Raw genomic sequence first — 17640 nt, forward strand, 5'->3', positions numbered from 1 at the left:
TTTCGGTTCCGGGACGGTTATGAAAAACCTTACGATTGCAATAAACACGAGTGTAAGGAATATAAACCCGAGCACTTCTTTTGAGGTGTGTTTTACAATGTATCCGCTAAGACTCGCTCCCGCTGCTCCTCCTACGGCAAGAGAAAGTCCGTTTTTGATTTTTAAAAGCCCTTTTTTGTAATTGAGATATGATCCGTATATAGAGCTTAACATCATCTGTGTTACACTGATTCCCACAGCTTCTTTAAAACCATAGCCTAAAAACAGTAAAACGGGTACCAGCACCGTGCCCCCGCCTATACCGAAAAACCCAGAGGCAAAGCCCACTATAATTCCAATAATAACGGCACTTATCAAATCAGACCTTTTTTGATAAAATTATATCATAGTAATATTAGGGGGGATGTAAAGGACTGAAATGTTTAATATCATAAAAGAGGCCGTTAAAAATTTTGTTTTTTCCTTAAATGCGAATATTGAAGAATGTGATGAAAAACCGAAAAACGGGTTCGTAAGCAAAATTTCCATAAAAGGGGATGAAAATTACGATATATTTTTAATTCTGCCGCATGAAAAACTTTCTTATATAGCGGATTATTATTTCGGGGATAAAAATTATGATGCGGAAGATTTGACAAAGGAGATAGCCAACCAGATTATAGGAAACGCCAAAATAATAGCCGCCGAAAAGAACATAAATTTTGAGATTTCGGTTCCGGAATTTTTAGGTGAATATACAGACACTCCGGATTATGACGATATGTTATCGTTCAGATTTAACGGTGATAAGTGTTTTTATATTCTTTTTAAAGGAAAATAATGGATGAAAAAGATTTGAAAGACGAAATAGAAGAATATATTCCCGATTATTCGAATCTTTTGGATACCGAAGTTCTGTTTGAAAGTGATCTCGGAAGGGTTGACATTACCTTAAGGGAAATTTTGGCTCTGCAAAAGGGAAGCGTAATAGATTTGCAAAAGCCGGAAGGTGAAAGCGCCGAAGTTTATATCAACGGACGTATAATCGGTAAAGGTGAGGTTATGGTTTACGAAAAAAACCTTGCCATCAGGCTTAATGAGGTGCTTGATGCGAACCAGCTTATTTATTATCTGACGAAAGAGCATTAAGATGGGATTAATATAGGGAAAAGAGGGGAAGAAAAAATTTCCCTTTTAACCTTTTGTAAAAAGGAGTTTATGTGAAAAAAATAGTTTTTTTAATTTTGGGGATGCTGCTTTTCGGTGCGAATCTTATTAACGTGAATTTTTTTGAAGGCAAAAACAAGCTTGACGTTCTTTTTTCACTTGACGATGCGTTTAAGGGAAAAGTAAAACAGATATCCAAAAATTCGTATATTTTAACGGGAATCAGTACCGATAAGGTTATTCAGAAGGAATTTAAGAAAAATTTTATAAATTCTATTATAATTTCGCCTGAAAAAAACGGTGTGAAAATAGATATAACGGCGAACACCCCTTTTAAAACGTCAGTGGCGTTGACTCCGGACGGTTACGGGGTAAGGTTTAGAATAGTAAACGCCAATCCCGTTTTAAATACGACGAAATCCGCAGATATAAAAAATATGACGGCCCGAACGCAGGGGCTTGATACTTTTTCTTATATTGTCGGTATAGCCGTATTGTTTGTTTTAGCATTTGTCTTATGGTATGTAAAAAGAAAATCGGTGCATCTTCCGAAACTTAAAGAGGATATGAAGGTGCTTGCACAAAAGCCTGTTGATGCGAAAAACAAAATCGTGCTGTTTGAATATCAGGACAGAAAATACCTTATGCTTATAGGAAATACCAACGTTTTATTGGATGTGTTTGTCGAAGATGTGGCTGTGCCTAAAAACGAAGTGGAATTTGATGAGATGCTGAAGCTTTCCAAAAAATATGACAATATTGAAAAATATATCCAGAATGCCGAAAAACTAAAGGAGTTTGATGAAAGAATTTGACGTAATCGTAGTCGGCGGAGGCCATGCGGGAATAGAAGCCGCATTAGCACCTGCCAGAATGGGTAAAAAAGTACTGCTTCTTACGATGCTTGTCGAACAGATAGGAGCTGCAAGCTGTAACCCTGCAATCGGAGGACTTGCAAAAGGGCATTTGGTTAAAGAAATAGATGCGCTCGGCGGTGAAATGGCGCTGGCGACGGACCATGCCGGTATTCAGTTCAGGGTGCTTAACGAAAACAGGGGACCGGCGGTAAGAGGCTCCAGGGCGCAGATAGATATGGACAGATACAGAATATATATGAGAACGGTGTGCCTTAATACGCCGAATTTAACCGTTGCGCAGGAAATTGTTGACGAAATAATAGTAAAAAACGGTAAAATAGCAGGAGTCAAAACGAATCTTTTAAACGAATACAAAACAAAAGCCCTTATTTTAACTACGGGTACGTTTATGAGAGGGATTATGCATTTCGGTCCCGTAAAGCTTGAAGGCGGAAGGTTTCACGAACTGCCGGCTAAAAAAATCAGCAAATCGCTTGAAAATTTGGGCTTTAAACTTGAGAGGTTAAAAACCGGGACAACCGCGAGAATTGACGCGAGAACGATTGATTTTTCCAAAATGGAAATTCAGCCGGGTGACAGTAATCCGAAACCTTTTTCTTTCAGAACGGATAAAAAAACGTTTAACCCGACTCAGCTTCCTTGTTATATAACATACACAAACGAAAATACGCACGATATTATCAAAAGCAACTTCCACAGAGCCCCTCTTTTTACGGGTCAGATTGAGGGTGTGGGGCCGAGATACTGCCCGAGTATCGAGGATAAACTCAATAAATTCCCTGATAAAGAGCGCCATCACGTGTTTGTGGAGCCTCAGACGTTGGAAGCCACCGAATATTACCTTAACGGACTTTCGACTTCTCTTCCTATGGACGTCCAAGAAGACTTTATCCATTCGATTCCGGGACTTGAAAACGCCAAAATAGTGAGATTCGGATATGCGATCGAGTATGACTTTATCCAGCCTACAAACCTCAAACACTCTCTTGAAACAAAAGAGATAGAAGGCCTTTTCTTCGCCGGGCAGATTAACGGAACGACAGGGTATGAAGAAGCCGCCGCTCAGGGTATTATGGCGGGAATTAACGCCGCACTTAAAATCGACGGCAAAGAGCCTGTGATTTTCAGAAGGGATGAAGCGTATATAGGTGTTCTTATTGACGATTTGGTTACAAAAGGAACGAACGAACCGTACAGAATGTTTACGAGCAGAAGCGAATACAGACTCCTGCTTAGAGAAGACAATGCAATTTTAAGGCTTGCCGATTACGGGCATGAGCTTGGAATTTTGGATGATAAAACATATGAGAGGGTGCAGAAATTAAGGGATGAAATAAGCAGGGGTATGAAAATCCTGAATGAGACGTTTGTAACGCCTAACAAACAGATAAACACAATGCTTGAAGAAATGGGCGAAGAAAAAATCCAGAGCAAAATGGAAATAAGAAAAATAGCCGGAAGGCACACATTCAATAAAGAAAAACTGTTAAAACTCGCACCCGAATTTAAAAATTTCAGCGAAGACGCGCTTGAGCAGATACTTATCGATGCGAGATATCACCACTATATCGAAAGGCAAAAAGCGCAGATTGACAAAATGAAAGAGATGCTTAGCGTAAAAATACCTGAAGATTTCGAATATAAAGGAATCCCGGGACTTTCTCGTGAAATTGTGGAAAAACTTGAAAAATTCAGACCCCCAACTCTGTTTGCGGCAAGCGAAATAAGCGGTGTTACGCCTGCTGCGATTGACATTATCCATATGTATATCAATATGAGGAAAAAGAAAAGTTGACAAATTTTATCTTTTTGTATATAAATAGGCCTTAAGGGTTTAAAATGAGAAGATACATAAGAGATAAAGAAATAGAGAAAAAAATAATCGATTATTTAGCGGATAAAGGGGCTAAAAAGATAGAAATTTTCGGCTCGTACGCAAGGGGTGAGGATTATAACGACATTGACGTAATAGTCGAGTTTGAAAAGGTACCTTCATTGTTTGATTTTGTAGGATATAAAATGGATTTAGAACAAACCGTAAAAAAAGAAGTAGACCTGCTAACTATTGATTCTATAAGTAAATATATTCAGCCTTATATAAAAAAAGAAAGGAAAACAATATATGAAAAAACCTAAAGAAGATATTGTTTATTTAAAACATATAAATGAATTTTGTGAAGATTTAAAAGAATATTTTTATGAAATAGGCAGTTTTGAAGAATTTTCTAAAAATAAGATGTATCAAGATGCCGTATTTAGAAAAATTGAAATAATCGGTGAAGCGGTAAGTAATATTTCAAATGATTTAAAAAGCAGATATTCTGATATTCCGTGGCAACAGATAAAAAACATGAGAAATGTTATTATACACGGATATTTTGGAATTGACAAAAAACTTGTTTGGAATCTTCTAATTAACGAAATACCTGTTCTTCATGAGCAGATAAAGAAAATTATAAAGGATTTGAGTTGACATACATTTACGTTTATACTGCTGATAAGGATAAATTTAAAAGAATTGAGAAAGCCGTTGAGGTTGCTAAGAGTCTGGATGAAACACTGGTTTTTTGCGTAAACGATCTTGAAGCTATTGAAGAAGTTAGAAAAAACGGGTTTAAAGCCATGAACGTGGATGCAATTGCGGATCTTTTTAATCTGAGTGACGGAAGCGACACATTTTATATATCCACGCCCGAAGATACAACGTATCTCAAAGCCGCATTTGCAAATGTAAAGGAAATTTAATTAATGGAGAATTGAGAATGGAAAATGGAGAGTTTAATATGAATAACGAAAAAAACGAAAATCAAATTCAGGAAAAACCGTTTAATTTCGGTAAGTTTATATTCGGAATATTTATAGGACTTTTGATACTGACGGGAATTATTATTATGGTTCCTTATTTTTTAATGAAGTGATATCAAAATAAAATCTGCTGCCTTTTCCTTTTTTGCTTTCGATTTCAAGGTGTGTTTTGTGGATTTTTAAGATCTTTTCCACTATTGCAAGGCCGAGCCCTAATGAGTTGTCCCAGTCGTTTTTTGCTATGCGGTAGAATTTTTGTTTGATAAGTTCTATTTCTTTTTCTTCAATGCCTTTGCCTTTGTCGATTACTTCAAAATTTTCGTTTATATTTACGGTTATTTCCTTTTTCGAATATTTCAGTGCGTTTGAAATCAGGTTGCAGATTACTATTTCCATTAATGTTTTATCCGCAAAAATAGAAGTTTTTTGACAGTTTAAGACAATTCTTTCACTGTTGAAACTTTCAATTATGTTTTTTGCCGTTTCGCACAGGTCAAACTCCGTAAATTTCACCTTTACCTTTTCGTTTTCAAGCCTTGTTATAAGATATAATCTGTCAATAAGTTCGCTGAGTCTTAGGGAGTTTTTTCGGATTTTGTTTAAAAATTTTTCATTCATTTCTTTAGGAAGTTTGTTTGAAAGTATTGTTTCGATATAACCGTTTATAATCGATATAGGATTTTTAAACTCGTGCGAAATTGCGGATATGAGTTCGTCTTTTGAGGAATTGAGGATTTTTAGTTTTTTGTTTTCTTTTTTAAGTTTTCTGTTTTCTTCTTTTAGTCTTTCAAGTTCTTTTAATTCTTCCGAAAAAAAGATTTTTTTTAAAAAATTTAATTTTCCATTGTCCATTGTCCATTTTCCATTTATTTAAGTTTGTATCCCACGCCTCTTACGCTTTCGATAATGTTTCCGACTTTATGGTTTAATCTGTTAATTGCTACGTTTACGCTTTTTTCGTTTGTACTGCCGAGCTCTTCCATAATTTCCGGGCGGCTGAGGGTTCTTTTTGGGTTTTTAAAAAAGAGCTCAAGCAGTCTGAATTCAGAAGGCGTAAGGGGAATGTCGATGTTTTCGTGTGTCAGGGTTCTGCCGTTTAGGTCAAGGTGATAATCTTTATATGAAATTACACTTGTAGATATGCTGTAGCGCTTTAAAACCGCTTTTATTCTTGCTAATAGTTCTTTCATGTTAAAAGGTTTGGTTATATAATCGTCCGCGCCCCTTTCGAATCCTTCGACAATGTCGTCTTCATCCGCTTTTGCCGTCAAAAATATCACGGGGATTTCATAACCTTCCTCTTTAAGCTTTTTTACAAACAAACTTCCTTCAACCCCCGGGAGGTTTCTGTCAACTATAAGCAGGTCCGGATTTTCTTCTATAATGAAATCTTTTACTTTTTTCGTATTGGTAAACCCTACGGCGTCGTAGCCGTTTTGCTGAAGGGTAAATTCTAATAGTTCCAATAAATCCTCTTCATCTTCAATAATTGCAATAGTTATCATTTTTTAACCTTTGATTTTCCATTTTCCATTGTAACATTTTACATTTACAATTCAAGCCCCTCTTTTGCAAAAAGAAGATACGATGCTATTGTTTTGGAACTGTCGCTGATTCTTTCAAGTTTTTTGGCAATGTTTAAAATTTTCAGGATTTCATCGATATTGTCTTTTTGTTTTACTTCAAGTACAAGCTCTTTGTATATTTCATCGGCTATTTTTTCATAGCTTATTATTGTAGAATATGCATCTTCTATCGTATCGCCTTTAACCGCAAGTTTAAGAGTGTCTATTGTTGAAAGGGCGTTTTGATACAAAGCGTCGATTTTTTCGTCTTCAAAATCGTATTTTTTTATAAACGCCTTGGTTGATTTTTTGATTTTGGCAAGGAATGAGCTTATTTTAAGATATGCCACAACCTCACGCAAAAACTCTCCCTGCGGATGGAAAAGGGCTAAAAATTTTATAACTTCGTTATCGAATTCTTTGAGGTCTATTAAAAAAAACTCTTCAGTGAGTTCTTTTTTCTTCAAAGATTCTTCAATGGCTTCAATATAGCCTACGAATTTGTTATTAATATCGTTCAGTGCCTTTTCAAAAGAGCTGAGCATTTCGATTCCTTTTTTCAAAATTATATCATTAATAAATAAGGCGGATTGTTATCTAAATGTTACCTAATGTTACCGAAATGTTATCTTTGTGTTTTACAATTTCGAAAACCAAAAAAGGAGAATGAATGAAAAAGTTAATTTTAGGTGCGTTAATTGCGGTGAGTTCTTTTGCATATACAATAAATGGAACGGGTGCGAGTTTTCCGTATCCCGTATATAAACAGTGGATAAAAAGCTACTATGAAACCACAGGTAACAAAGTAAACTATACCGCAACGGGAAGTGGTACGGGCATTAAAGAAGTGGCATACAGACACGTGGCTTTCGGGGGAAGCGATAAACCTTTAACACCCGCAATACTTAAAAAAGCGAAACTTTACCAGTTTCCGACTGTTGTGGGAGGAATAGTTTTCGGTTATAACGTACCGGGTGTGAACAGTCTTAAACTCAGTGAAGCGGCGATTAAAGGTATTGTTTTAGGTACAATCAAATACTGGGACAACCCGTTAATCGTAAAATACAACCCTGATGAAAAACTGCCTCACAAAAAAATTATTTTCGTTCACAGAAGCGACAAATCGGGGACAACTTTTAACTTTACATATTATTTAAGTAAAATGTGTAATACATGGAGAAAAAAATTCGGTGCGAGAAAACTAATCAACTGGCCTACTGACGCGGACGGAAGAGGTATTGCCGGAAAAGGAAACTTCGGAGTTAGTGCGGCTATAAAAACAAACGACTATTCTATAGGTTATGTTGATTACGCCGATGCGAAGAAGAACTCCCTTAAAATGGCAACGATTCAGGCGGCTGACGGAAAATTTGTAGCGCCTACACCTGAGAATTTCGCCGAAGGTGCGAAATATGCGGGATTTGATCCTAAAAAAGACTTTTATAAAATAATCGCTTATCCTAAAAAAGGTTATCCGATTATCGCATCTACATTCATTCTCGTACCTCAGGAAAAAGTGGATACCGATAAAAAAGTAACGGCGTTTTTTGATTATGCGTATAAAAACGGAGACGAGGCGGCGAGCGGACTCGGATATATTCCGCTACCTGCAAATGTAAAAGAGCAGATTAGAAAATACTGGGCTGATAAAGGCATAGCCCCTTCGAAATAAAAAGGTCTTTAAAACCTTTTTTATTTTCAATAAAATTATAAAAATTAAAGGTGGTGTATGGAATCGATTTTCAGAAAACTTTCTTCACTTAGCGCCACGCTTATTTTGATATTGCTTTCAGCGATATTTGTTGTATTATTTATATACGCAAAACCTGCTGTTAAAGAATACGGGCTTCATTTTTTAATCGATCCGAGATGGGATGTTAGCGTTGAGGTAAACACACCGAAAAATCCGGATAAAATTCAAAAAGACAAATCCATTGCCGCCGCTTCAAACGATACGATTCCTACCGACAGTGGGGATATTTCAGTTCCGACGGACAGTGAGGATATCGCCATACCACAGGATAAAGAAGATGTATCAGTACCTCAGGATAACGACGATATTGCACTGCCTCAGGACGGGGATATAACCGGAACAAACGTAAAAACGATTTACGGAGGACTTATTCCGATAGTCGGAACCGTTCTTTCTACAATACTCGCTATGATTTTTGCGGTTCCTATAGCCATGGGAATAGCGATATTTTTAAGTGAAATAGCACCTCCTTTTATTGCGAAGCCTGTTGGTATTGCAATAGAGCTTTTGGCGGCGATTCCGAGTATTATTTACGGAATGTGGGGGCTTTTTTATTTTGGGCCTCTTGTTGCGGACGTATTCGGCGGAAGCAGTGTTTCCCTGCTTGTGGCGGGAATGGTGCTGGCGGTTATGATTATACCTTTTATGGCGTCTCTTACAAGAGACAGTATGAACACCACTCCGAATGTTTTGAAAGAGTCGGCATACGCTATGGGAGCCACGAAATTCGAAGTTATCAAAGACGTTGTTTTTCCGTATGCAAAGCAGGGGATTATCGGAAGTATGATACTCGCACTCGGGCGTGCGCTGGGTGAGACTATGGCGGTTGCATTTGTCATCGGCGGGGTTTTCAGCTTTCCGCACAGACTGATAGATCCTACGGTATCTATTCCTGTAGTGCTTGCTAACAATTTTGCCGAAAGCAGCGGTATGAGTCTGAATGCGCTCTTTTACCTGGCGCTTATTTTATTTGTAATTTCATTTGCCGTTATAAGTTTTGCTAAATTTTATTTTCTTAGGGAGAAAAGGTAATACAAATGGAAAATGGAAAATTGAAAATGGAAAATTTTTTAGGAGCAAATAAATGAGACTTTTGATTAATAAAATCGTTTTACTGCTTTCAACACTCAGTGCGGTTGTGGGTCTCGGGTTTTTGTTTTGGATACTTGTTACCCTAACAATCAAAGGTATAGGTGCGATTGATTTGCATATTTTTATGAACGATTTGGTAAACAACGGTCTTAGAAACCTGCTCGTGGGGCAGTTTGTTTTAGCGTTTATAGCCGTGATTATAGGTGTTCCGATAGGTATGATTGCTGGGATTTATCTTCAGGAATACTCTTTTGGTAATAAATATGCCGAGTTTATCAGAAATCTAAGTGACGTGATGATGTCGGCACCGTCAATCATTATAGGTACGTTTGTGTATGCGGTGGTTGTAACACCCGTAGGGCATCAGAACGGCTGGGCCGGTGCGGTTGCGCTTGCGATTATGATGATACCTATTGTGGTAAGAACGACTGACGATATGCTCGGGCTTGTCCCGAAAGAGCTCAGGGAAGCCGGAGTGGCAATAGGCGCCCCGAAATACAGGGTTATTTTCGATATTATTATAAAAGCGGCGAAAGTGGGTATTATGACGGGAATTTTACTGGCTTTTGCAAGAATAGCGGGTGAAACCGCTCCTCTTTTATTTACAAGCGGAAACAGTGAGTATTTTACCTTGAATCTAAATGAAACTTTCCCGAGCTTAACGGTGGCGATTTACAATCTTGCGACAATGCCCGATCCGAATCTTGTAAGAATCGCATGGGCGGGTGCGTTTATACTTACGCTTTTTGTTTTGATAATCAATCTGCTTGGAAGATACATAATAAAAGATAAAAAGTGATAAAAATTGAAAATGGAGAATTGAGAATGGAAAATAGAGTAATGGATATAAAAAATTTCAGTTTTACATACGCCGGGGCGCCCAAGCCTTCGCTTAAAAACATTAATTTACCTGTTTACGAAGGAAAGGTTACTGCACTTATCGGTCCGAGCGGATGCGGTAAATCGACACTTCTCAGAAGTCTTAACAGAATTCATGACCTGTATCCCGGCAACAAATACGAAGGCGAGATTCTTCTTAAAAACTTTAAAACGGGAGAAATGGTAAACATACTTGAATTTAAAAAAGAAAACGAGCTTATTAATCTTCGCCAAAGAGTTGGAATGATTTTCCAAAAACCGACACCGTTTCCAATGAGTATATACGACAACATCGCTTACGGACTCAGACTAAAAGGTATCAAAAGCAAAAGCGAACTTGACGGACGTGTGGAAGACGCCCTTAAAGGCGGGGCTTTATGGAGCGAGGTAAAAGACAGACTGAATGACGATGCAAGGGGACTCAGCGGCGGACAGCAGCAAAGACTCTGCATTGCCAGGGCCATTGCGGTCGAACCTGAAGTGCTGCTTATGGATGAGCCGACAAGCGCGCTTGATCCAATTTCCACGCTTGCCATTGAGGAACTTGTAACACAGTTAAAAGACAAAGTGACAATAGCAATAGTAACCCACAATATGCAGCAGGCAAGCCGTATAAGCGATTTTACGGCTTATATGTATCTCGGAGAGCTTGTTGAATTCGGGGAAACCACTCAGATATTCCTTAATCCGAAAGTTAAACACACCGCCGATTATATCGCCGGAAAATTCGGATAATATTTCAGGATAAATTTTATCTTTATTTACATATTTCTTTTCTTTTTGTAAAATTCTTAAAAAAAAAGAGGATGTAATGGAATTGCAAACCGTCTCAAAACTTGAAAAACAGGCTCGTAAATCCGTCGGTATAGATTTAATGCGTCTGGGTATCGCGCTTTTGTTTATTGCAGTGGTTGTAATTTATACCTATGCGAAAACCGGAAATGTGCCTAATAATCTTTTTTTGGTGATAGCTACCGTTTTCGGGGCTTATATGGCTATGAATATAGGTGCGAACGATGTGGCGAACAATGTTGGACCAGCAGTGGGAAGCCGGGCTTTGAGTTTGGCGGGGGCTATAATAATAGCCGCGGTTTTTGAAGCGGCGGGGGCTCTTATCGCAGGGGCTGACGTTACTAACACCATAAGGAAGGGAATTATCGACCTTTCGGCTTTTCAGGGAGATGTAAACGTATTTATCTGGGCGATGATGTCCGCACTTTTGGCTGCCGCTCTTTGGCTTAATCTCGCAACGGCTTTCAAAGCGCCCGTTTCAACCACCCATTCTATTGTCGGAGGTGTGATGGGCGCGGGTATCGCCGCCGCCGGGTTCGGTATCGTTCACTGGGGGACAATGGGTAAAATCGCCGCTTCTTGGGTGATTTCCCCCGTACTCGGAGGGATTATTGCGGCAGGGTTTTTATATGCGATTAAAAAAACTATTGTATTTAAATCGGATATGGCAAATGCTGCTAAAAAATGGGTTCCTATTTACGTTTCAATTATGACCTGGGCGTTTGTTACGTATCTTACGATGAAAGGTTTAAAACACGTTTGGGTGAATATTACGGACGTTTTGACGTTTTTGCCGCATACTAAAAAACCTACCTTCGGCGTGGCTTCGGTTTTCGGTTTGATTTTAGCCGTAATAGTATATTTTGTAATGGTTGCAAAAATGAAAAATTCCGACAGTGTAAACACAAGAGAAGGTATAAACAAATATTTTACGGTGCCTCTTATATTTTCAGCAGCGCTTTTGAGTTTTGCTCACGGTGCGAATGACGTTGCGAATGCTGTGGGTCCCCTTGCGGCGATTTCCGATGCCGTTTTGAGCGGCGGAATCGCAAGCAAATCGGCCATTCCGTTTTGGGTTATGGCTATAGGTGCCCTTGGTATTTCTATAGGTCTTGCACTTTACGGACCGAGGCTTATTAAAACCGTGGGTGACGAAATTACGAAAATAGATCCTATCAGGGGATTCTGTGTGGCGCTTGCGGCTGCGATTACCGTTATTATTGCTTCACAGCTCGGGCTTCCGGTAAGTTCCACGCATATCGCCGTAGGTGCGATTTTCGGTGTAGGGTTTTTAAGGGAATGGCTTCATCTTGTGGAACAGAAAGAAGACGAAATCGAAAAAGAGATAGAAGAGGCTGAAAAAAGACTTAAAACCTATGAGCTGGAATTAAACGATTTACAGCATAAAACAGATAAAACAAAAGACGATTACAAAAGAATAGTGGAGCTTATAGAAGTGACGGAGGATTTGGAAAAAACCATAAAAAGATTTAAAAAAATCCTTAAAAAAGAAGAAAAGGTAAAATACGTAAAAAGGGATCTTTTCAAAAAAATTATCGCCGCGTGGCTTATTACGGTACCCGTAGCGGCTGTGCTTGCGGCAATGATTTTCTTTATGATTAAGGGTATGATGTTATAATTAATGAAGAATGTAAAATGATTCAATGGAAAATGTTATTTCCTTTTCCTTTTCCTTTTTTATATTATGTTGTTATATTTAAGGTGTCTGACACAATATAAGTAAATTGTTATACCAATCCCTAAAATAAATCAAACATTTATTTTAGGGGAGAGGAAAAGGAAAAGATGAGGGGAGAAAAGGAAAAAAAGTGAATGTAAGAGTTGTTTTGTGTTTTGGTATTATATGTCAAATTAATTCTAAATAGTGCATTTTTAAAAACTGGAAACAACCGAATTTAATATTTAATCATTTCCATTCGGTATAAAAAACCGCTTTGATATAATTTCTCGAAAAAAAGGTGGAAAATGAAAATAGTTTTTATGGGAAGTCCCGATTATGCGGTTAAAATTTTAGACGAACTTAACAAAAGATATGAAATAACGGCGGTATATACGCAGCCGGACAAACCGGTGGGAAGGAAAAAGGTGTTGACCCCTACACCTGTAAAACGGTTTGCGATTGAGAAAGGACTTAATGTATATACGCCTTCATCTTTAAAAAACGATGAGATTATTTCATCGTTAAAGCCTGATTTTATTGTAGTGGCCGCATACGGGCTTCTGCTTCCCGAAAAAATTTTAAATATTGCGCCTTGTATAAACCTGCACGCTTCGCTTTTACCTAAATACAGGGGTGCAAGCCCTATTCAAAGCGCAATTTTAAACGGGGACGAATATACCGGAATTACGGCAATGCTTATGGATAAAGGGCTTGATACGGGAGATATATTATCGTGGGATTACACGGAAGTAGGACGTAAAACAAGCATAGATCTTTTTAATGAACTTGCAGTAATTGCTGCAAAACAGACTCCTTATGTGATTGATAATTTTAATAAAATTAAACCTTTAAAACAGATAGACGCCTTAGCTTCATATTCGCCTAAGATTAAGAAACAAGACGGTTACGTAACTTTTGAGAGCGCTTTAACAATTGACAGAAAATACAGGGCATATCAGCCCTGGCCCGGAATTTACTGCGATACGTTTAAAATAAATGAAATGGAACTTCTCGATACGGATTCCGAAAACAGAGAGGGTGAAATTTTGGAAATAAACGACGGTGTAGTTGTTGGATGCAAAAAAGGAAAAATAAAACTCGTTAAAATTCAGGTTCCTGGGAAAAAAGAGATAAAAGCCGTCGATTATGTCAACGGGAAGCGTCTGAAAGCGGGGGATAGTGTTTTATAAATTGAGAATTCCCCGAAAAATCATAAATTTTTTGGATTTATAGGGAAAATGTAAAATGAAAAGTGAAAAATTATCAATCATATATTTAGAAAAAACAGATTCGACGCAAAAGTATCTGATTGAAAAGATTAAAAACGGCGAAATAAACCCTCCCGTATGTGTTTGGAGCGAGTTTCAAACGGACGGTATCGGAAGCCGCAACAATAAATGGATAGGAAAAAAAGGAAATCTTTTTTTTTCGTTTGCCTTTGATGTGCGGATTTTTAAGGGTGTTCCGATGCAGAGTCTTTCGATATATTTCGGATGGATATTTAAAAAAACATTAAACGAATTCGGAAGCAAAGCGGTAATGAAATGGCCTAACGACATATATTTAATCGATAAAAAAGTATTGAAAATAGGCGGTGTCATAACTTCTTTAACCAAAAACGCCGTTGTTTGCGGTATAGGTTTGAATACGGCTTTTCCGCCTTCTAACGAATTCGGCAGTTTGGATATTAAGGTAAAAAATGATAAAATTCTTAAACAGTTTTTTGAGCGTCTTGAAAGGCATACGGAGTGGAAAACCGTAATCGAAGAATTTAGGGTTGAATTTGAAAAATACAAGCAAGTTTTTTCCATTGAAGGCAGTTTGGCCGAAGACGGCAGTTTAGAAAACAATAAAAAAAGGATATATTCAAAACGATGATAGAAATAATATCTGTGGCCAACCAAAAGGGAGGAGTCGGTAAAACCACCACTGCGGTAAACTTGGCGGCTTCAATCGCCATTACCGAAAAAAAGGTTTTACTTATAGATGCCGACCCTCAGGCTAATGCAACTTCTTCTTTGGGATTTTTGAAAAGCGATTACGAATACAGCCTTTATCATGTCTTAATCGGCAGCAAAGATATAAACGACACCATTTTAAACACCCTTATCCCCACGCTTCATCTCGTACCTTCGAACATAGGTCTTGCGGGAATAGAAAAAGAAAGCGAATATTTGGATAAAAAAGAGCTTACATTAAAAGAGCGTATCAGGGAGCTGAAAGACGATTACGATTATATAATAATAGACACGCCTCCAATGCTCGGAACCATAACGATTAACGCGCTGAGTGCGAGCGACAGTGTCATAATACCTATTCAAACCGAGTTTTTCGCTCTTGAGGGGCTTGCCCAGCTTCTAAACACCATTAAACTCGTACAAAGAACCAAAAATCCGAAACTGAAAATAAAAGGGCTTCTTCCTACTATGTTTTCTAAAAGCAACAATCTCTCTAAACAGGTTTTTCAGGATCTTATCAACCATTATTCGAGTAAACTTTTTAAAAACAAAAAAAGCGGCAAATATATATACATTCCGAGAAACGTCAGACTTGCCGAAGCTCCGAGTTTCGGCAAACCGGTTATTCTTTACGACATAAAAAGCTCCGGCGCTTTGGCGTACGAGCTTCTTGCAAAAACCATAATAGAGGAATCCGAATAATGAAAAGATTAGGAAGGGGACTGAGCTCTATACTCGAGGATGCCGAAGCGGGATATTTAAAAGAACTTCCCACCCGCGGGGTTGAGGAAATAAGCGTATATAAAATAAAGCCGAATCCTTACCAGCCGAGACGTGAATTTGATAAAGAAGCCATAAAAGAACTTGCCGAGTCCATAAAAAAATACGGACTTTTACAGCCGGTGGTGCTTATAAAAGATAATGAAGAGTATATTTTGGTGGCCGGAGAGAGAAGATTAAGGGCCACTAAAATGCTTGGCGAAGAATACATTAAAGCCATTGTCGTCGATTATTCGAAAAACGATTTGAGAGAATATGCCCTTATTGAAAATATACAAAGGGAGGATTTAAACCCCATAGAGATTGCGAACTCCCTTCAGAGTCTGATAGAAGAGCACGGATATACCCATGAGGAGTTGGCCGGCAGCATATCCAAAAGCAGAAGTTATGTTACGAATTTACTCAGAATTTTAAATCTTCCGGAATTCGTTCAGGATAAAATAAAAAAAGGCGTCTTAAGCGTGGGACATGCGAAAGTGCTTATAGGACTTGATGAAAAAACACTGAAAAAGGTTGTTGACGAAATTGAAAAAAAATCGTTAAATGTCCGTGATACCGAAAAATTGATAAAAAAATTGAAAAATCCTAAAAAAGAGACGGAAGATGTCGTAATTGACAGAAAACTTATAGAAATTGCCGACAGATTTAAAAAAATGGGTCTTAAAATAGAAATAAAAAAAGATTCCATAAAGATTAATTTTAAAAATAGCGCCGATTTGGAAAAATTAGAAAAACTTTTAAATGTAATCGGTTAAATTTATGTTAAAATTCCAAAAAAAGGAGAATTGATGCTTGACCTTAATATAGGTGTGATGCTCATAGAAGCCGGTATTTTCCTGGTTACGCTGATTTTGCTTAAGATTTGGCTGTTTGAACCGTTGGTGAAATTTATGGATGAAAGAGATGAAAAGCTCAAAAAATCGCTTGAAATGATTAACGCTAACTCCGAAGATTCGAAGGAATTAGAAGAGGAGATTCAAAAAGTCCTTTCTCAGGCAAAAAAAGAAGCCAAAGCCATAAGAGACGAAGCGAGGGCTAAGGCTTTGAAAGACGCTAATGAAATGAAGGCTAAAAGACTTGCCGAAATAGAGGAGGCCAAGGCCGAACTTGCGAAAGAAATTCAGGCTGAAAAAGAAAGAATTTTGGCCGAATTAGGAAAAAGCAAAGAGGAAATCAAAACATTGGTAGAAAATAAAATAAGGAATGCGGCATGAAGAAATTTTTATTAGTTGCGTTTTTAAGTGTAATCGCTTTTGCTAACGAGGCGGCTGCAAGCGGAGGTACCGATATAGTTGCGAGGACGATTAACTTTTTGATATTCGTTGCAATCCTTTGGTATCTGGTCGGTAACAAAATCGTCAGTTTTTTCAAAAACAGAAAAGAAGAGATTGCAAGCAGGTTTCAAGAAGTTGAAAACAAATTAAAAGAGGCTAAACTAAAAAAAGAAGAACTGAGGGCTAAGCTTGAAGAGGCTAAAATAAAAGCGGCCGAAATAATAGAAGACTCTAAAAAAGAAGCCGAATTTATTTACGGTTCCGTTATAGAGGAAGCTAAGAACGAACTTGCATTGATGGAAAAACATTTCGAAGAAGCGAAAACGGCCGAAATCAGAAAAGCGAAAAGAGAAGCTATAAAAGCGTTCCTTGAAGATGTTCTTAAAGATGTGCATCTTACAAGCGAGGATGCGGCTAAACTCGTATTAAAGGTTGCATAATGGTAGTTGAAAAATATACAAAAGCGTTTTTGTCGTCGTTGAGTGAGGAGGAAATAGCCCCGGCTTATGAGGCTGTGGCAAGAATTGCGCTTGTTGCGAAAGAACCTAAATTTATTTTAATAGTGAAATCACCCCTGTTGAGCATTGATGAAAAAATTAAGGTGTTGGCTGAAATAGCTGAATATGACAATCCGAAATTTTTAAATTTTTTAAGAATAGTTCTTGAAAACAAAAGAGAAGATCTGTTTAAAGAAATACATACTTCTTTATATGAAAAAGTCTCAAGACATTTTAATACTTACGCCGGTGTAGTCGAAGGTAAGATAAGTGAAGAAACACTTAAGCAGATTGAAGACAAGCTTTCTGAAAAATTTAAAGCTGTAATAAAACTTCAATTAAACGAAAAAGATATTAACGGAATAAAGGTTTTCGTTGATATTTTAAACATTGAAGTCGCTCTCAGTGAAGACAAAATCAAAAACGATTTAATAAACAATATTTTAAAAGCAATCTAAAAGAAAGGAGTATAAGTGGTACAAGAAATCACTTCGATAATCAAGGAAAGAATTGAAAACTACGACTTAAAAGTAGACGTAG

Annotated in this window: 24 protein-coding genes; 20 read left to right on the plus strand and 4 right to left on the minus strand. The window is 37.6% G+C overall.

What is annotated here, in order from left to right; translation table 11 throughout:
- Positions 1-357, minus strand: a 357-nt coding sequence (locus ACXJIE_RS01635; protein WP_456479238.1) for a sulfite exporter TauE/SafE family protein, incomplete at its 3' end; no start/stop codon positions are given.
- Positions 358-418: 61 nt separating this feature from the next.
- Between ACXJIE_RS01635 and ACXJIE_RS01640 the strand changes: the two genes are divergently transcribed.
- The 8 genes from ACXJIE_RS01640 to ACXJIE_RS01675 all read left to right on the plus strand — a co-directional run bounded on the left by ACXJIE_RS01640 (position 419) and on the right by ACXJIE_RS01675 (position 4942).
- Positions 419-820 (plus strand): chemotaxis protein CheX, encoded by a 402-nt coding sequence (locus tag ACXJIE_RS01640; RefSeq protein ID WP_456479239.1) that lies wholly within the window; start codon positions 419-421, stop codon positions 818-820.
- Positions 820-1128 carry a flagellar motor switch protein FliN gene (gene fliN, locus ACXJIE_RS01645; protein ID WP_456479240.1) on the plus strand — a complete coding sequence of 103 codons (309 nt, stop codon included), beginning with the start codon at positions 820-822 and terminating at the stop codon, positions 1126-1128. The genes ACXJIE_RS01640 and fliN overlap by 1 nt, the downstream gene beginning before the upstream one ends.
- A 71-nt stretch (positions 1129-1199) precedes the next feature.
- Positions 1200-1961, plus strand: coding sequence for a hypothetical protein (locus ACXJIE_RS01650; RefSeq protein WP_456479241.1), 762 nt, complete (start codon positions 1200-1202; stop codon positions 1959-1961).
- Positions 1948-3819 carry a tRNA uridine-5-carboxymethylaminomethyl(34) synthesis enzyme MnmG gene (gene mnmG / locus ACXJIE_RS01655; RefSeq protein ID WP_456479242.1) on the plus strand — a complete coding sequence of 624 codons (1872 nt, stop codon included), beginning with the start codon at positions 1948-1950 and terminating at the stop codon, positions 3817-3819. The genes ACXJIE_RS01650 and mnmG overlap by 14 nt, the downstream gene beginning before the upstream one ends.
- Positions 3820-3863: 44 nt before the next feature.
- Positions 3864-4160, plus strand: a complete 297-nt coding sequence (locus ACXJIE_RS01660) for a nucleotidyltransferase family protein (RefSeq protein ID WP_456479243.1) — start codon at positions 3864-3866, stop codon at positions 4158-4160.
- Complete coding sequence (locus tag ACXJIE_RS01665; protein WP_456479244.1) at positions 4147-4497, plus strand: HepT-like ribonuclease domain-containing protein; 351 nt, start codon at positions 4147-4149, stop codon at positions 4495-4497. Before ACXJIE_RS01660 ends, ACXJIE_RS01665 begins: the two co-directional genes overlap by 14 nt.
- Positions 4494-4769, plus strand: a complete 276-nt coding sequence (locus ACXJIE_RS01670) for a hypothetical protein (protein WP_456479245.1) — start codon at positions 4494-4496, stop codon at positions 4767-4769. The genes ACXJIE_RS01665 and ACXJIE_RS01670 overlap by 4 nt, the downstream gene beginning before the upstream one ends.
- Before the next feature lie 17 nt (positions 4770-4786).
- Complete coding sequence (locus ACXJIE_RS01675) at positions 4787-4942, plus strand: tRNA uridine 5-carboxymethylaminomethyl modification protein (RefSeq protein ID WP_456479246.1); 156 nt, start codon at positions 4787-4789, stop codon at positions 4940-4942.
- On the opposite strand, the gene ACXJIE_RS01680 is transcribed toward ACXJIE_RS01675, so the two are convergent.
- Genes ACXJIE_RS01680 through ACXJIE_RS01690 form a run of 3 tightly spaced genes read right to left on the minus strand, consistent with a single transcriptional unit; the run spans position 4914 to position 6939 of the window.
- Positions 4914-5681, minus strand: a complete 768-nt coding sequence (locus ACXJIE_RS01680; RefSeq protein ID WP_456479247.1) for a sensor histidine kinase — start codon at positions 5679-5681, stop codon at positions 4914-4916. The two genes, ACXJIE_RS01675 and ACXJIE_RS01680, sit on opposite strands and share 29 nt — an antisense overlap.
- A 14-nt stretch (positions 5682-5695) precedes the next feature.
- On the minus strand, positions 5696-6334 hold the full coding sequence (locus tag ACXJIE_RS01685) for a response regulator transcription factor (RefSeq protein ID WP_456479248.1): 639 nt from the start codon (positions 6332-6334) through the stop codon (positions 5696-5698).
- Positions 6335-6378: 44 nt separating this feature from the next.
- Positions 6379-6939 (minus strand): PhoU domain-containing protein, encoded by a 561-nt coding sequence (locus tag ACXJIE_RS01690; RefSeq protein ID WP_456479249.1) that lies wholly within the window; start codon positions 6937-6939, stop codon positions 6379-6381.
- A gap of 125 nt (positions 6940-7064) precedes the next feature.
- On the opposite strand from ACXJIE_RS01690, the gene pstS reads away from it, so the two are divergent.
- From pstS to ACXJIE_RS01750, 12 genes are all read left to right on the plus strand, one after another.
- A complete protein-coding gene (gene pstS, locus ACXJIE_RS01695; RefSeq protein ID WP_456479250.1) occupies positions 7065-8066 on the plus strand; it encodes a phosphate ABC transporter substrate-binding protein PstS in 1002 nt (333 codons plus the stop codon).
- Positions 8067-8123: 57 nt separating this feature from the next.
- Positions 8124-9179: a phosphate ABC transporter permease subunit PstC gene (gene pstC, locus ACXJIE_RS01700; protein ID WP_456479251.1), complete on the plus strand. Its 1056-nt coding sequence runs from the start codon at positions 8124-8126 to the stop codon at positions 9177-9179.
- A gap of 52 nt (positions 9180-9231) precedes the next feature.
- Entirely contained in the window at positions 9232-10038 is an 807-nt protein-coding gene (gene pstA, locus ACXJIE_RS01705) for a phosphate ABC transporter permease PstA (RefSeq protein WP_456479252.1), read from the plus strand.
- A gap of 26 nt (positions 10039-10064) precedes the next feature.
- Complete coding sequence (gene pstB, locus ACXJIE_RS01710) at positions 10065-10853, plus strand: phosphate ABC transporter ATP-binding protein PstB (protein WP_456479253.1); 789 nt, start codon at positions 10065-10067, stop codon at positions 10851-10853.
- A gap of 76 nt (positions 10854-10929) precedes the next feature.
- Entirely contained in the window at positions 10930-12549 is a 1620-nt protein-coding gene (locus tag ACXJIE_RS01715) for an inorganic phosphate transporter (RefSeq protein ID WP_456479254.1), read from the plus strand.
- Between the two features lie 347 nt (positions 12550-12896).
- On the plus strand, positions 12897-13781 hold the full coding sequence (fmt, locus tag ACXJIE_RS01720) for a methionyl-tRNA formyltransferase (protein ID WP_456479255.1): 885 nt from the start codon (positions 12897-12899) through the stop codon (positions 13779-13781).
- Between the two features lie 55 nt (positions 13782-13836).
- Positions 13837-14469, plus strand: coding sequence for a biotin--[acetyl-CoA-carboxylase] ligase (locus ACXJIE_RS01725; RefSeq protein ID WP_456479256.1), 633 nt, complete (start codon positions 13837-13839; stop codon positions 14467-14469).
- The gene (locus tag ACXJIE_RS01730; protein ID WP_456479257.1) at positions 14466-15251 is read left to right on the plus strand and encodes a ParA family protein; all 786 of its coding nucleotides are present in this window, start codon (positions 14466-14468) and stop codon (positions 15249-15251) included. The genes ACXJIE_RS01725 and ACXJIE_RS01730 overlap by 4 nt, the downstream gene beginning before the upstream one ends.
- Positions 15251-16084 (plus strand): ParB/RepB/Spo0J family partition protein, encoded by an 834-nt coding sequence (locus tag ACXJIE_RS01735; RefSeq protein ID WP_456479258.1) that lies wholly within the window; start codon positions 15251-15253, stop codon positions 16082-16084. Before ACXJIE_RS01730 ends, ACXJIE_RS01735 begins: the two co-directional genes overlap by 1 nt.
- A gap of 33 nt (positions 16085-16117) precedes the next feature.
- The gene (locus ACXJIE_RS01740; protein WP_456479259.1) at positions 16118-16543 is read left to right on the plus strand and encodes a F0F1 ATP synthase subunit B family protein; all 426 of its coding nucleotides are present in this window, start codon (positions 16118-16120) and stop codon (positions 16541-16543) included.
- The gene (locus ACXJIE_RS01745; RefSeq protein WP_456479260.1) at positions 16540-17043 is read left to right on the plus strand and encodes a F0F1 ATP synthase subunit B family protein; all 504 of its coding nucleotides are present in this window, start codon (positions 16540-16542) and stop codon (positions 17041-17043) included. Before ACXJIE_RS01740 ends, ACXJIE_RS01745 begins: the two co-directional genes overlap by 4 nt.
- Positions 17043-17558, plus strand: coding sequence for a F0F1 ATP synthase subunit delta (locus ACXJIE_RS01750; protein WP_456479261.1), 516 nt, complete (start codon positions 17043-17045; stop codon positions 17556-17558). Before ACXJIE_RS01745 ends, ACXJIE_RS01750 begins: the two co-directional genes overlap by 1 nt.
- Positions 17559-17640: the final 82 nt, after the last annotated feature.

The organism is Nautilia sp., from assembly GCF_053994455.1.